The organism is Chryseobacterium sp. FR048 (assembly GCF_056844665.1).
This window is the reverse complement of sequence record NZ_JBXDSE010000015.1, coordinates 1-13614: the sequence shown is the minus strand read 5'-3', so window position 1 is coordinate 13614 and position 13614 is coordinate 1. Positions and strand designations below refer to the sequence as shown.

Annotated in this window: 16 protein-coding genes; 4 read left to right on the top strand and 12 right to left on the bottom strand. The window is 37.4% G+C overall.

Going from position 1 to position 13614, the window contains the following annotated elements; all coding sequences use genetic code 11:
- Positions 1–36: 36 nt before the first annotated feature.
- From AC106K_RS26860 to AC106K_RS26845, 4 genes are read left to right on the top strand one after another with little or no spacing between them, the layout of a single operon-like run.
- Positions 37–1554 carry a phytoene desaturase family protein gene (locus tag AC106K_RS26860; RefSeq protein ID WP_482448695.1) on the top strand — a complete coding sequence of 506 codons (1518 nt, stop codon included), beginning with the start codon at positions 37–39 and terminating at the stop codon, positions 1552–1554.
- Positions 1555–1564: 10 nt separating this feature from the next.
- The gene (locus AC106K_RS26855; RefSeq protein WP_482448694.1) at positions 1565–3250 is read left to right on the top strand and encodes a C45 family autoproteolytic acyltransferase/hydrolase; all 1686 of its coding nucleotides are present in this window, start codon (positions 1565–1567) and stop codon (positions 3248–3250) included.
- Complete coding sequence (locus AC106K_RS26850) at positions 3247–3612, top strand: hypothetical protein (RefSeq protein WP_482448693.1); 366 nt, start codon at positions 3247–3249, stop codon at positions 3610–3612. Before AC106K_RS26855 ends, AC106K_RS26850 begins: the two co-directional genes overlap by 4 nt.
- 6 nt (positions 3613–3618) lie before the next feature.
- On the top strand, positions 3619–4872 hold the full coding sequence (locus tag AC106K_RS26845) for an alpha/beta hydrolase (protein WP_482448692.1): 1254 nt from the start codon (positions 3619–3621) through the stop codon (positions 4870–4872).
- Positions 4873–4954: 82 nt separating this feature from the next.
- Here the strand turns inward: AC106K_RS26845 and AC106K_RS26840 are convergent, their stop codons facing one another.
- From AC106K_RS26840 to AC106K_RS26785, 12 genes are all read right to left on the bottom strand, one after another.
- Positions 4955–6127, bottom strand: coding sequence for a DUF2062 domain-containing protein (locus AC106K_RS26840; RefSeq protein WP_482448691.1), 1173 nt, complete (start codon positions 6125–6127; stop codon positions 4955–4957).
- A gap of 4 nt (positions 6128–6131) precedes the next feature.
- Positions 6132–6608 carry a hypothetical protein gene (locus tag AC106K_RS26835; RefSeq protein ID WP_482448690.1) on the bottom strand — a complete coding sequence of 159 codons (477 nt, stop codon included), beginning with the start codon at positions 6606–6608 and terminating at the stop codon, positions 6132–6134.
- Positions 6605–6985, bottom strand: a complete 381-nt coding sequence (locus AC106K_RS26830) for an ApeI family dehydratase (protein WP_082126197.1) — start codon at positions 6983–6985, stop codon at positions 6605–6607. The genes AC106K_RS26835 and AC106K_RS26830 overlap by 4 nt, the downstream gene beginning before the upstream one ends.
- Before the next feature lie 4 nt (positions 6986–6989).
- The gene (locus tag AC106K_RS26825) at positions 6990–7589 is read right to left on the bottom strand and encodes a porin family protein (protein ID WP_482448689.1); all 600 of its coding nucleotides are present in this window, start codon (positions 7587–7589) and stop codon (positions 6990–6992) included.
- Positions 7590–7597: 8 nt separating this feature from the next.
- Positions 7598–8233 (bottom strand): flexirubin biosynthesis protein LolB2, encoded by a 636-nt coding sequence (gene lolB2, locus AC106K_RS26820; RefSeq protein WP_482448688.1) that lies wholly within the window; start codon positions 8231–8233, stop codon positions 7598–7600.
- Positions 8199–8825 (bottom strand): flexirubin biosynthesis/transport protein LolA2, encoded by a 627-nt coding sequence (gene lolA2 / locus AC106K_RS26815; protein WP_482448687.1) that lies wholly within the window; start codon positions 8823–8825, stop codon positions 8199–8201. The genes lolB2 and lolA2 overlap by 35 nt, the downstream gene beginning before the upstream one ends.
- On the bottom strand, positions 8822–9574 hold the full coding sequence (locus AC106K_RS26810; RefSeq protein ID WP_482448686.1) for a polysaccharide deacetylase family protein: 753 nt from the start codon (positions 9572–9574) through the stop codon (positions 8822–8824). The genes lolA2 and AC106K_RS26810 overlap by 4 nt, the downstream gene beginning before the upstream one ends.
- 109 nt (positions 9575–9683) lie before the next feature.
- Positions 9684–10745, bottom strand: a complete 1062-nt coding sequence (locus AC106K_RS26805) for a beta-ketoacyl synthase N-terminal-like domain-containing protein (RefSeq protein WP_482448685.1) — start codon at positions 10743–10745, stop codon at positions 9684–9686.
- On the bottom strand, positions 10742–11941 hold the full coding sequence (locus AC106K_RS26800; RefSeq protein ID WP_482448684.1) for a beta-ketoacyl-[acyl-carrier-protein] synthase family protein: 1200 nt from the start codon (positions 11939–11941) through the stop codon (positions 10742–10744). The genes AC106K_RS26805 and AC106K_RS26800 overlap by 4 nt, the downstream gene beginning before the upstream one ends.
- An 84-nt stretch (positions 11942–12025) precedes the next feature.
- Positions 12026–12283, bottom strand: a complete 258-nt coding sequence (locus tag AC106K_RS26795; RefSeq protein WP_149835517.1) for a phosphopantetheine-binding protein — start codon at positions 12281–12283, stop codon at positions 12026–12028.
- Positions 12284–12370: 87 nt separating this feature from the next.
- Positions 12371–12910 (bottom strand): 3-oxoacyl-ACP synthase, encoded by a 540-nt coding sequence (locus AC106K_RS26790; protein ID WP_482448683.1) that lies wholly within the window; start codon positions 12908–12910, stop codon positions 12371–12373.
- 14 nt (positions 12911–12924) lie between these two features.
- Entirely contained in the window at positions 12925–13296 is a 372-nt protein-coding gene (locus tag AC106K_RS26785) for a helix-turn-helix domain-containing protein (RefSeq protein WP_482448682.1), read from the bottom strand.
- Between the last annotated feature and the right edge of the window lie 318 nt (positions 13297–13614).

Genomic DNA, 13614 nt, shown 5'->3' with positions numbered 1-13614 from the left:
ATTTCTCAATCTCTTAATTTAAAAGCACATTCTCTTTTGAAGAAAGAATATGACATACTTGTAATCGGCAGCGGATTGGGAGGTCTTGTTTCGGCTCTTGTTTTGGCAAAAGAAGGCCTGAAAGTTTGCGTGCTGGAAAAAAACAACCAATATGGCGGAAATCTGCAGACCTTTTCACGGGATAAACTTATTTTTGATACGGGAGTTCATTACCTTGGAGGGCTTTCAAAAGGGCAGAACTTAAACCGTTTTTTTTCCTACCTGGAAATTATGGAGGATCTGGAACTTCAGCAGATGGATGAAGACGGATATGACAGGATAAGTTTTGGAGATGACACTGTTGAATATCCACATGCACAGGGCTATCAGAATTTCGTAGAGCAGTTGTGTAAGCATTTTCCGGATGAAAAAGAAAATCTGGAAAACTATTGTGAAGAGATTCAGTATGTGTGCAGCCAGTTTCCAAGATATAATGTCGTAGGAAAAGACAATTACAATGAAGAGATCCTGCATCTCAATACCAAAAGATTTATAGAATCCGTTACCCAGAATACAACACTTCAGTCGGTTTTGCTGGGATCCAATTTTTTATATGCCGGGGATTCTGAAAATGTTCCTTTCTATGTGCATGCTTTGACGGTGAATTCTTATATTCAGAGTGCCTATAAATGTGTAAAAGGAGGAAGCCAGATTTCTAAACTGCTGATCAGAAAGCTGAGACAATATGGCGCTGAGGTGCATAAACATTCGGAAGTGTCTAACTTTGTTTTTGATGAAAATAATGTTTTAACATCAGTAAGAACAAAAGAAGGAAAAGAATATGCCGCCAAACAGTTTATCTCTAATATTGAAATCCGCGCCACAATTAAACTGATTGGAGAGGAGAGATTAAAAAAGTCTTTCCTGAACAGAGTTCTGAGCTGGAAGCCGGTTTCATCATGCTTTAGCATATATATCGTTTTAAAACCCCATAGCCTTCCCAATTTCAATTACAATATCTACCATTATTCATCAGAAGAACAGGTCTGGAATGCATTTCGATACAGAAAAGCAGCATGGCCGGAAACCTATATGCTTTCATCAACGGCCTCCAAGCATCATCCGGAATTTGCAGAAAGCCTTACAGCAATCACCTATATGGATTTTGATGAGGTGAAAGAATGGAAAAATACATTCAACACAGTAGCTGATGAACATGAAAGGGGAGAAGGATATGAAAAGTTTAAGTTTGAGAAAACAGAAAAAATGCTGGAAGCTTTGGAAAAGAGAATTCCCAATCTGAGACATGCCATCAAAAGGATTTATACCTCTTCTCCGCTGTCATATCGGGACTATATCGGAAACTTTGAAGGAAATATGTATGGATACATGAAAAGTTCGGAGAATCCTCTTAAAACAATGGTTTCTCCCCGTACTAAGATTGATAATCTGTTTCTGACAGGCCAATCTGTAAATATGCACGGAATTTTGGGGGTAACGATCGGAGCTTTCAATACCTGTGCGGAAATTTTAGGAAAAGATACCATCGACAACCGCCTGAAGAAAATTATTTAACTGAACCGAAGTGAAAAAAACTATTACCAATTTCCCATCTTATAAAAGACTTTTCCTTTACTCTTTTTTTTCTGTTATTCTGATTTCGTGTGGAATTTCAAAATCGGTTCATCATATTCCTGATGCCAGTCAATACTCATTGGAGGTACCAAAGCCTATTAAGTTTGATGATTCAACCTTCTTTTACAACCAGAATGTTCTTACCAAAAATAAGCAGCAGCTATGGGAACTTTACATTAAAGGAAATCCTCTGCAGTTAGGCTATAATAATGGCGCTCTGACTCGGAGTTTAATGCAGAAACAGGAAGAGATTTTCTTTTCCAAAGTAGAAGGATTTGTCCCTTCAAAATTCAAACAAAGACTTCTGAGAGGCTTTCTGAAGTGGTACAACAGGAAAATGTATCTGAATGTAAGAGAAGACTATCAGGTAGAATTATATGGTCTTTCACAATATTCATCTGACGATTATGATTTTATTGCTCCCAAATATTTAAGAAGCCTTTATTTGCACGGCGCTCATGATATAGGACATGCGATGCAGGATCTGGCGATGGTAGGCTGTAGCTCCCTTGCGGTATGGAACGAAAATACAGAAGATGGCGATCTGCTGATCGGAAGAAATTTCGACTTTTATGTAGGAGATGATTTTGCCAAAAATAAACTCGTAGAATTTGTAGAACCTGAAAGCGGAATACCTTATATGTCGGTAAGCTGGCCGGGAATGATCGGGGTAGTTTCCGGAATGAATAAAGAAGGAATCACAGTGACCATCAATGCTGGGAAATCAAAAATTCCTTTGACTGCGAAGACTCCGATTTCCCTTGTGACACGGGAAATTCTGCAGTATGCGAAAAATATTGATGAAGCCATCGCGATCGCCAAAAAAAGAAAGGTTTTCGTTTCAGAATCTATTCTGGTGGGAAGTGCAAACGATAAAAATGCAGTAATCATAGAGGTTTCACCTAAGAATTTCGGCGTATACAGAGTGCAGAACACCAGCCGTGTGCTTTGTACCAATCATTTTCAGTCTGATGCCTATAAAGACGACAAGAGAAATCAGAAACATATTGAAGAAAGTCACTCAGAATACCGCTATGAGAAGCTTCAGGAGCTTTTACAGGAAGAAAAAAAACTTACTCCTGAAAAAATGGCTTCTATTTTAAGAAATACCTCAGGTTTAAAAGATGAAAAGATTGGTTACGGTAATGAAAAAGCATTAAATCAATTGCTGGCTCATCATGCTGTTATATTTTCACCACAGAAAAAACTGGTTTGGGTCTCTTCCAATCCCTATCAGCTTGGCGAGTTTGTATGCTACAATCTGAATGAAATTTTTTCCGGGAAAAGACCAGAGCCCAATGTTTTCTCCACACCGGAACTGAATATTGCCAGAGATCCTTTTGCCGATTCTCCGGACTTTAAAAAATATGAAGAATACAGAAAGGTAAGTATGGCAGTCAACAATGCTATTGACAACAAAGAAGCTCTTACAGACGAGTTCCTGAGTCATTATCAATCTTTAAATCCTGATTTCTGGAAAGTATACGATCTTGTCGGGAAATATTATTTTTCAAGGAAAGACTATTCAAAAGCCAAAACAGAATTTGAAAAAGCCCTTACGAAAGAAATCACCACGGTTCCTGATAAAAAAGAGATCGAAAAGTACCTTAAGAAAACTGTAAACAAACTGAAATGATTCCGAAACATATAAAACTATTATTCTGTATCCCTTTTGTAATCATTGTAGCGTATTCTGTCTACCTGTGCATGGTGTATAGCTCGATTCCTGATACGATTCCTATCCATAGTTACGGAAATAATAAGGACAGCTATGGCAGTAAACTCTTTCTCTTTTTACCGATACTGCTCAATCTGGTTATTCTTGCTTTTATCTGGAGAATTATCAGCAGACCGGATAAGATCAATTTTACTTTTGAAATCGCTGAAGAAGATAAAGAAAAAACATACCACACTACCCAATTGGTCCTGATCATTCTTGCTATATTTGTTACGGTGATGATGGGGCCGCTATCATTCTCAGACGTTGTCTATAAATAAAGTACCATGAAAAAACTTTTAACCCTTTTTTGTATTACCGGCTCATTATTTTCATTTTCTCAGGATAGAAAAGAGATTGGTAAAACGTTTATCCAAACTCTGTTTGTTGAGAAGAATGCAGATAAGGCACATACCTATTTTGATTCTTCAATAGCATCTCAACTTCCCGTAGAACAACTTAAAGCCGTTACTGATCAACTTCAGGGGCAGCTGGGGAACCTTAAAAACATTCTTGAAGTCAATAACGAAGGAAGTGTTTATTACTTCTATTCCGAATTTGAAAAATCTAAGCTGGATCTTCAGGTGACTTTTAATGAAAATAATAAATTGCTAGGTTTCTTTTTAGTCCCTCACAAAACATTCGATCAATGGGATGAAAAGACGGTTTTAAAAATAAAAAGTGACGATATAGAACTGAATGGGACATTGCTGATTCCACCTTCCAACAATAAAAAGAAACTGGTTATTTTTGTTCATGGTTCAGGGGCCAGCAACAGAGATGAAGCGATTGGAGAAAACAAACCGTTCAGGGATATTGCAGAATACCTTTTCAATAATGGGATCGCTTCCTACCGATATGACAAAAGAACCTATTCCAATCCGGAAACTTTTAACGAGCAGTCTACCGTAGAACAGGAAACCGTGAATGATGCGGTGAATGCAGCGAATTATTTCAAAAATAATAAAGATTACAAAGACTATCAAATCATCCTGTTGGGACATAGCCAGGGTGCTTATGTGATGCCTAAAATTGCTGAAAAGACACAGGCGGCAAAATATGTTTTCATGTCAGGAAACGCTAGACCATTGCAGGATCTGTTAGTTGAACAATACGAATATCTTCACGCTCAGGACCCGTCTAAAGTTCCTGCTGAAGAAGTTCAAAAAGTCAAAAAGCAGGTTGCCTTTCTGAATTCTTCCCAATTTAACCTAAATACGCCGGCTGCAGAACTTCCTTTAGGCCAATCTGCCGCCTATTGGAAATACTTAAAAGAATATAATCAGCTTAATGAAGTAAAAAAGATCAAAGCTCCTATGTTTTTTGCCCAGGGTGGGAGAGATTACCAGGTTACTGAAAAAGACTTTAATCTCTGGAAGAATGATTTGAAAAACAATAAGGCTGCAGAATTTAAATTTTACCCATCCCTAAGTCATTTATTCATTTCAGGATCAGGAAAGCCATCAGCGAAGGATTATGAAGTAAAAGGAAAGGTAGATGAGCAGTTTTTAAAAGATCTTACGCAGTTTATTCTGAAATAAATCTGGTCATACTAACTGAACATAAAAAAATCCCCGGAATCATGAATTTCGGGGATTTTATTTTTATATACTATTTTCGTACTTAATCATTTTCCGGACTTAGCTTATTCAGAAACAGAAAAGTAATCACTCCGGAGAGCGCAGACAATGTAGTGCTTAGAATAAAGCTTCCGATGATATATTGCAGGAGATTGTTCTTGATCAGTTCAAAGTTCAGATCCTGGCTCAGAATATTACTGTCACCCTGTACAAATGGAGCTCCCAAAAATAAAGAAGCCGCAATAATGAAAGGGATAAACGGAGGCAGACTCACATTGGAGGCTACAAAAGCCAGCACCTTATTCAGTTTAAAAAGAACGGAAAGACTGATGACCAATAAAGTCTGAAATCCCCAAAACGGGGAAAGCCCGATGAAAACTCCCAAAGCAATGGAAAAAGCCTTTGTACGGTTGCTGCCGTCACTTTCTAAGACATCTTCCTGGATGAACCTTTTAAAGCTTTTTTTTTTGAAGTTATTCACGAAATTTCTCGGAATAATGTACAAAAGGGTTATCGTTACCAGAATCGTATTCAGAATACTGATCCTTGTAAAATCCTTGAAGGGCCTGAAATGAGAAACCCTTTCTGCAGGATCATAGAGCACCTTTATGGGGACATTCTTTACCAGAATGTGCCTCCAGGCTGTTCTTACGATAATCTCGATTTCAAACTCAAATTTGGGTGTAAAGTATTTCTTTGGAATTTTATGCAGCGGATAAAGTCTGTAGCCGGATTGGGTATCTTCCAGTTTGATACCGGTCTCGAACCAGAACCAGAAGTTGGAAAACCTGTTTCCGAAACTGCTTTTCTTGGGAATACCATCCTGAGACATATTCCTGTTTCCGATCAGAAGAACGTCTTCTTTTTCCTGAAGAAGAGCCTCTACAAATACAGGAATATCATCAGGGTAATGCTGCCCGTCAGAATCAATGGTGATGGCATAGTTATATCCCAATTCCTTTGCCTTTCTGAAGCCTGTTTTAAGCCCGTTCCCTTTTCCCTGGTTCTCAGATAAGGTGATCACCGTGATCTGCGGATATTGGGTAAGGATTTGTGGGGTAGAATCGGTAGAGCCGTCATTGACCACAATAATGCTTTCGGTGTAATGTAAAACACCGTCTATGACTCTCTTCAGAGTCTTTTCATTATTATAGGTAGGTATTAAAACACAGATCTTCTTTTCAGAAATTGCATTTTGTACTTCAGCAAGGAACATGGTTTTATTTTAAAGTAGCTCTTTCAGCTTCTGTAATGGTTTTGGATTGCATTGCAAACCTTTTGATATAGTTTTTCAGCGCAGCATTTTGTTTGCTGTAGTTGGTCAGCAGAAATGCCTTATCATCTTTCAGACTGCCACGGTATCCTACAATTTTCGGGATGTTTTCCTGAACGCTTAGTCTGATCAGACGAAGCTCTGCATTATTCGGGTTGCTTTTGATGATACTTTCAAGACTTGTAGCGCCTGTTTTTACCAGGGCTTTTCTGTTGCTCTTAGAGACTTTAGCTTCCATGATCTTGGCTGCCGCTTTGTAGCCTAAAGTGACTGCATCAGATCCGGATTGTTTTTCAGCTGCTTCAATGAAGCTTTCTGTATTGGCATTAGACTCGTTAGCTTTGGCATAGCTGCTTCTCAGAGTTTCTATGTCAGACTGAAAGAAAAAAATAAATGCCGCTACGAATGATAAAATAAGTTTCATAATGGTAATTTTTTATAGCTTACTGACAATTTCAATGCAATAGTCTCGCCAAAAGAAGTGGTATTTTTTACTTTAACATCCTCACCATTTTCATTAATGTCCAGCTGAAGCAAAAGATCCGGAGTTTCAAAAGGATTGATAATCGCCATAAACTTTACGTTTGATGCCGTTTTCAAAAATAGTTTTGAACCTGTAAATTCCTCAGTAAGCTCTTTAATGATCTGCATCATACAAACCCCTGGCGTTACAGGATTTCCTGGGAAATGTCCTTTAAAGATGTCATGATCTTTATTCAGGTGAATGTGAGCAGTAAACTTTCCGTCTTCTGTCTTTTCGTAGGATGTTAATGTATAAAAATCTGTAAGAATGGTCTGCATGATCTTATTTTTTAAGATTAAATGTATAATAGACTCCCGCCTGGAATGTTACATTGGTCTGATCAGTAAAAAAAACATTTCCAAATCCTTTTTTGATTCGGGCTTCTACACCGATATTTTTGTTGATGTCATATCCGGCACCCAGTATACCTGCTATATCAAAATTGGAAGGTGATGGTATATTTTTGCTGTCCGTAAGAACTTCTAAAGCAGGGCCTACCTGAATATTGAATTTATTAAAATAAAATTTATTCACAACAGCAGCTCCTATGTAAGAAAGACTTACTGTCTTGGATTCCTGAGATGGGCCTTGTTTTTCTAATTTTGCTCCCTGGCGACTGTAGTAGATTTCGGGCTGAAGAGCATAGAATTTAGCAAAGCGTATATTACCTTGAAAGCCGATATAAAAATCAACTTTTGATTTAACATTAACTTTTTCCGGACTAAATTGATAGTAGCTCTGCTCATCATTATACCAATAGCTTTTATCACCGTTGGTAAGGTGTGAGATATTAGCACCTAATCTGATTCCTGGGTTGAAAGTTACTTGTGCAAAAGATAGCCCTGAGATAAGAGCAAAAAGTAAGAAATATATTTTTTTCATGTTGGAAATTATTCCGTTTCGGTTATTTGAAATAGTTTTATATTGATCTTAAAGTCCCTGTGCTGGAGGTTTAAGCTGTCCGCGAAGATAGGTTTTTTTGCATCAAAAGTAAAATCGATTTTTTCCTTGTTGTTTTTGGTGTATACTACCTGTTTCAGCAGGTTATTTTCTTTGTTGAAAAACAGATAATAGCCTTTATTATCTATTTTGGAAAGATATATTCTGGAATTCTCATTTTCAAAGCTTTCGCTCACCGGATATTGTCTTTTCAGAAGGTGCTGGAAATCATTTTTCAGAAAATTGATCACTATTTTTTTATCCAGATCAGGAAGTACATAGTTCAGTTTGAAATCATGGTCTGAAACTTCAAAATCGATCAGTTTATTCCCAAAATCGGAAGTCAGAGCGACACGGTGAGTTGTTTCACTGATTTTTTTGATGATCAGAATACCGCTCACATGGTTTTTATAAATATCCATCTGGCATTTGTAAACATAATCGTCAGGAGAAGAAAAATAGAGGTTTTCAACCGTTTTCTCCGTCGTAGAAACAGGTTTTGCACCCGTAAGCTGGTAACTCTTGCATGAAACTGCCAGGATTAGGATCAGGCTACAAAGTAAATTCTGACGCAGGAATTGAAGCATTAATCTTTGTATTTTTGAAAACAATATTAGTAGTATCTCCGGAAGCTTCCGTCATATTCACCTGAGAAACAGTCGACTGATTCTTTGGGAAGTAGAGTTCTATCTGTTTGATGTACTTCAGCAGTTGGGAGGTCTTCGGAATGAATTTCGCCACATTATAATTTCCGTTTTTGAAATAAGTTACGGTAAATTCAGGGTCGTTGAACATCGTTCCGTTTGAGCTTCCAACAATTAATTTATTGATTTTCTCAAAGGTTTTACTCTTAGCATCTACAGAAGATTTTTTCCCCTGATCATTGATGTAGATTTTGTTGCTTTTGAAAACAATACTGTACTGATAAGGTTTGGTATACTTCCAGCTCAGCATATTGGGCGTCTGTAATGACATTTTTCCGTAAGTAACGATGCTCTTATCCAGAAAGTCCATTTTTTTGGTCTGGGTAAAATCACTCTGAAGGGTTTTGATCTCTTTGGTATCTGCCGAAACCTTAGAGACGAATGCTTTGGATTCTGCTCCTGTCATTGCCGTATTTTGGGCAAAAAAGAAACCGGAAACCAGTAGAAATGCTCCGAAAGGAATATTTTTAATCATTTTTTCTTTGAATTTGTAATTGAATCCACTGTAAAAGCCGAATACTTTTTATCCTCCAAAAATACTAATAAATCTACCAGTACACGATACGTTTTTTCCGAAGTGTCATGGAGAAGGATAATGCTTCCTTTTTTCAGATTTTTGGTGATTCTGTTGTAAATTTTCTTTTCATCATCGATGATAGTGTCCAAAGAGCGGACATTCCAGCCGATGCTTGTTTTGTGCGTTCGTTTGATCGCCTTTGCAATATTGGGATTGGTCACCCCGAAAGGAGGTCTGTACAGGTCTGTTTCTATATTTCCAATCTTCTTCATAATTGTGTCGCAGTTTTCAATCTCTGCAATCATTTTTGTGGTTGATAAAAAACCTGTTGAATTGGAATGGGATAGCGTATGATTTCCGATAGTATGGCCTTCCGCAATAATTCTTTGAAAGGTTTCCGGATATTTTTCAATCTGTTTCCCGATACAGAAGAAGGTCGCTTTTACCTGATGTTTCTGAAGCAGATCCAAAAATTTAGGGGTAAATTCTGTAGGTCCGTCATCGAATGTCAGGGCAACTTCTTTGGTCTTGGTCCGCTTATGGGTAATACTGTTGACGAAATATCCCAGTTCAATCGCAAAAGCGCCCCAGACTACCACTGCCGAGAAAGCCATAAAACAAGCCACATACACCCAAAAACTTCCATGAAACGCATAAATAAAAGCGTTACAAAAAAGATAGAATAAGATGAATGAATAATGTTTCATTGCCGGATATTTTTTATGTTGAACAGATCCTTAAGACTCATCTTCTTTTCTCTGAATGGCTAAGCAATTTTGCCATTTTGCGAATTTGCCTTTTCACCATTTCACCCCACTAAGCCTTCTCCAATAATACCAAACTATGATCGCTACCAGCCAGATGATTATAAAGCAGTACATTTTTCACTCCTTCTTTTTTCACCGGATTGATCATCATCACACCTGGAATCTGCTGTTCTTTAAGAATATGGCAGGCAATAAAGGTAGAAAAACCACTGGCTGTATTGAATTCACCACTCAAATGCTTATAGTACAATAAAGCAGAGTCCGGAAACAGATCCATTACTTTTGTATAATAAACATCAGAATCAGCATCGCCGCTGAATCCTAAGATCACCGCATCAATATCTTGCATAGAAAGACTGTTTTTTGCCAGGAAATCCTTGATAAAATCTGACGTTTCATTCAGGTCTAATCTGTTGCTGATCTTAATGTCTGTAAGTTTTGCGTAAGAGTTTTCTGTTTTCTCTTTGCCCACGACAAAGAAACTGGCTCCTTCACCCCAGATCACTCCATTCGTTGTAGAATGCAGATAATCAGCAGGAAGATCTGTTTCTTTTTTGATCGTATTATTCAGGCAGTAAAGTTCCATGGTTCTGTCTGTCTGCTCATCCGTAGAACCCACAAGAACATTTGCAGCTTCTCCGTCATTGATCTGCAGTTTTGCATCTAGAAATGAAAACTCCAGGGATGAAGAGGTGTTCACATAGGTGAAATTATAGGCGTGGCATTGCAGCCCTAATGCAATTTGACCTGCTACCGTATTGTGGGTAGACTGGATAAAATAGGTAGGAGTAAGAAACTCTTCCTGGTTATCGATCACATTTTTCAGGAACTTTTCAGAATCCTGAGAGCAACCCATTCCGGTCCCTATAATAATGGCATCCGGCTGTTCGATGCCTGCTTCCTTTAAGGCATAATGAGAGGCAACGGAGCTCATTTTTACAGTCTTCGACATCCTTCTGATCATGGCAGGAGGAATGAATTCCTTATAATTAGGCTCTATTGCTTTTATAATCTGTTTAGAATTTTCAGCGTTAAGATTCTGAAAAATATTTTCGTTTAAAGTGTCCTGTACAGAGATGCAGGATGCACTGTTGATGTATACTGCGCTCATGATTTTGAGAAAATTAAGGTTGAACAGTTTCCTCCGAATCCAAAAGAATTGGAAAGGACATGGTCAATATTCTTTTCTTTCAGTTCAGTAACCGGAGTTAAGTCAAACTCTTCCATTTTCGTTTTGAAATTCAGGTTCGGGAAGATAAGACCATGCTGCATGGCTAAAATTGAAAATACGGCTTCAATTCCTGCGGCTGCAGCCAGTGTATGTCCTGTAAATGCTTTTGTAGAACTGAATTCAGGGACATTGTTTTCTCCAAAAATCCTGATCATGGCAATTCCTTCTGATAGATCATTATTAGGTGTCGCCGTACCATGAACGTTGATGTAATCAATATTCTCTTTTGCTAATCCTGAGATTTTTAGTGCTTGCTGCATGGCTAAAAAGGCTCCTTGTCCGTTTTCTGAAGAAGCCGTCTGATGGTGTGCATCATTGGCATTTCCATATCCGGAAAGGTAAGCTAAAACGGTTTTGTTTTCCTTTTTAACGATTTCCTCAGATTCAAGAACCAAAAATGCAGCGGCCTCACCCAGATTCAATCCCTTTCGGTTATTATCGAAGGGGGTATTATAAGAATCCGTGAGAATCATCAGCGTATTGAATCCGTTCAGGGTAAACTTTGAAAGAGAATCTGTTCCGCCAACAATGACACGGTCCAATACTCCGTTTTTGATCAGTTTGGCTCCCATCATGATGGCATTAGCTGCAGAAGAGCAAGCCGTACTGATGGTGGAAACCATGCCTTTCAATCCCAAATGATCGGCAATGGCCAATGAAGAATTTCCGGCATCATGAGCGTCAATGTATTTTTGCTTTTCAGGAAAGTCTTCATAAGAATAGAAGTATTTTTCAGTAATATCCATTCCTCCGACACTGGTAGAAGAGATCAGACCGGTTCTGTAGGCATTGATGTCTGAGATTCCGGCACTTTCTACAGCTTCTTTTGCAGCGACCATTCCCAATAAAGATGTTCTTGTGACATTATTGTCTTCATCAAGCTGAAGCTTCTGTACAAGTTCCTCATTGGATAATTTTATTTCTCCCGTTTTGATGGCGCCGGTATGACGGGTTTCAAACATCTGTATATCTGAAATTCCGTGTTTTCCGGATTGTAATGAAATAAAATTTTCCTCCACATTGTTTCCGATGGAGGAAATGATGCCCATTCCTGTTATGGCAATTTTTTGACTCATTGTATTGAATAATGTAACAATGTAGCAATCTAACAATTTACCAATAATTGCGACATTGGTAAACTGTTAGATTGTTATATTAATTTATTTCGTTCTGTTGTCTTCGATGAATTTAGCCATAGTCTCAATAGACTGGAAAATTTCTTTTCCTTTCTTAGGATCGGCTAATTTTATTCCATAGTCTTTGTCAAGAAGAACGATAAGCTCCAATGCATCGATAGAATCAAGTCCTAATCCACCTCCAAATAATGGATCTGTATCTTTGATTTCCTCTACAGAAACGTCTTCAAGGTTTAGTACTTCAATAATTTTGTGTTTCAATTCTGTTTTTAAGTTTTCCATAATTTAATTAATTTACCAATGCATCAATGTACCAGTTTATCAATTGCTAAAATTGTTACATTTCTACATTGTTATATTGTTACATTTTTACAAGGTCAGCAAATATACAAAAGCTTTATAATTTTCCTGATATAATTCAACCCAGCCACACAATACTTTGTCAGCTTTTCCTGACTGGAGAATCTGTTCGGAATAATCGTTTAAAAATTGTTCATCAAATTCATCCAAAACGAAAAATGCATTCTCTGTCTGCATTTTGTGTTTAATGCTGATTTCGCCTACACAAATATTGGGTAAGGTGTATACAAAGACGGCTGGACTTGGGAAATAGTTTTCCTGATTGTTGATGCTTTCCTGGTATTTGAAATCAGTATCCAGACTTGATGATCTGTTGGCAAAAACCAAAGCGGTTCTGCTGTGATCTTCCTCTTTCAAAATCATTTCTGAAGCCAGGAACGCCAATTTACTCAGACTGTCCATTTTGTGAAACTTCGGATAGCTGATTTCTAAACTTTTATAGGCCTCTTTTGCAAATTCCTGAAAGGTTTCGCTCTGGTTTTCAAAAACAACATCTTCGTTGACGGTTATTTTTGAGTGTTCTATGGTGCAGGTGTCTGTTTTCTTCATTAATGGTATTTCCATTATTTCTTCAACAGGTTTTCTATTAACTTATTCTGAGTTTCAATAAGTTTTGACATCTGCTCCTGGTTTTTCAGTATACTTTCAATAATTTCAGGAGATTGCATATTGATGGTGGAGTCCTTAGGATATACAATATTTGATGTTTCAAATGTGTTATTAGAAATTATTACAGTTGAATCATTATTAAATAAATCCTGTATTTCAATTTCAAAAACCTCAGCAATTTTTCCCAGTTTATCTATATTGGGCTTAGCTTGATCTGTTTCCCATTTGTTATATGCCGGTTGTGAAATATCTAATCGATAAGCAGCATCGGCTTGCGACCAGTTTTTATTTTGTCTTAGCTGCTTTAGTTTGGTTCCTAAGCTCATGGAGGTATTTTTTACAAATATAAAATAATTTGAAATGATAACTGTTGGTTATTCATTTTATAACTTTTAGTTGTTGTACGGAACTAAAATTTTGAATATTATTGTATTAGTTATCACGAAATAGTGATAATATTGTATTCACAACCAAAAAACAAAAACAAATGAGAAAAAAAATGATTCTCAGGCTGTCCGTTCTGGCAGTCTTTCTCGCTCTGCTATGGTCATGCCGGAGTGAAGATTTCGTAAAAACGGAGACCAATCCTCAAAGAAACAATGCAGATTTCTTTAAACACAAATCTTCTTTGAGTGCCAAAAACA

Coding starts and splice junctions, on each gene's coding strand:
- AC106K_RS26850 (WP_482448693.1), top strand. CDS start 3,247: ATGATTCCGAAACATATAAAACTATTATTCTGTATCCCTTTTGTAATC.
- AC106K_RS26845 (WP_482448692.1), top strand. CDS start 3,619: ATGAAAAAACTTTTAACCCTTTTTTGTATTACCGGCTCATTATTTTCA.
- AC106K_RS26840 (WP_482448691.1), bottom strand. CDS start 6,127: ATGTTCCTTGCTGAAGTACAAAATGCAATTTCTGAAAAGAAGATCTGT.
- AC106K_RS26835 (WP_482448690.1), bottom strand. CDS start 6,608: ATGAAACTTATTTTATCATTCGTAGCGGCATTTATTTTTTTCTTTCAG.
- AC106K_RS26830 (WP_082126197.1), bottom strand. CDS start 6,985: ATGCAGACCATTCTTACAGATTTTTATACATTAACATCCTACGAAAAG.
- AC106K_RS26825 (WP_482448689.1), bottom strand. CDS start 7,589: ATGAAAAAAATATATTTCTTACTTTTTGCTCTTATCTCAGGGCTATCT.
- lolB2 (WP_482448688.1), bottom strand. CDS start 8,233: ATGCTTCAATTCCTGCGTCAGAATTTACTTTGTAGCCTGATCCTAATC.
- lolA2 (WP_482448687.1), bottom strand. CDS start 8,825: ATGATTAAAAATATTCCTTTCGGAGCATTTCTACTGGTTTCCGGTTTC.
- AC106K_RS26810 (WP_482448686.1), bottom strand. CDS start 9,574: ATGAAACATTATTCATTCATCTTATTCTATCTTTTTTGTAACGCTTTT.
- AC106K_RS26805 (WP_482448685.1), bottom strand. CDS start 10,745: ATGAGCGCAGTATACATCAACAGTGCATCCTGCATCTCTGTACAGGAC.
- AC106K_RS26800 (WP_482448684.1), bottom strand. CDS start 11,941: ATGAGTCAAAAAATTGCCATAACAGGAATGGGCATCATTTCCTCCATC.
- AC106K_RS26795 (WP_149835517.1), bottom strand. CDS start 12,283: ATGGAAAACTTAAAAACAGAATTGAAACACAAAATTATTGAAGTACTA.
- AC106K_RS26790 (WP_482448683.1), bottom strand. CDS start 12,910: ATGAAGAAAACAGACACCTGCACCATAGAACACTCAAAAATAACCGTC.
- AC106K_RS26785 (WP_482448682.1), bottom strand. CDS start 13,296: ATGAGCTTAGGAACCAAACTAAAGCAGCTAAGACAAAATAAAAACTGG.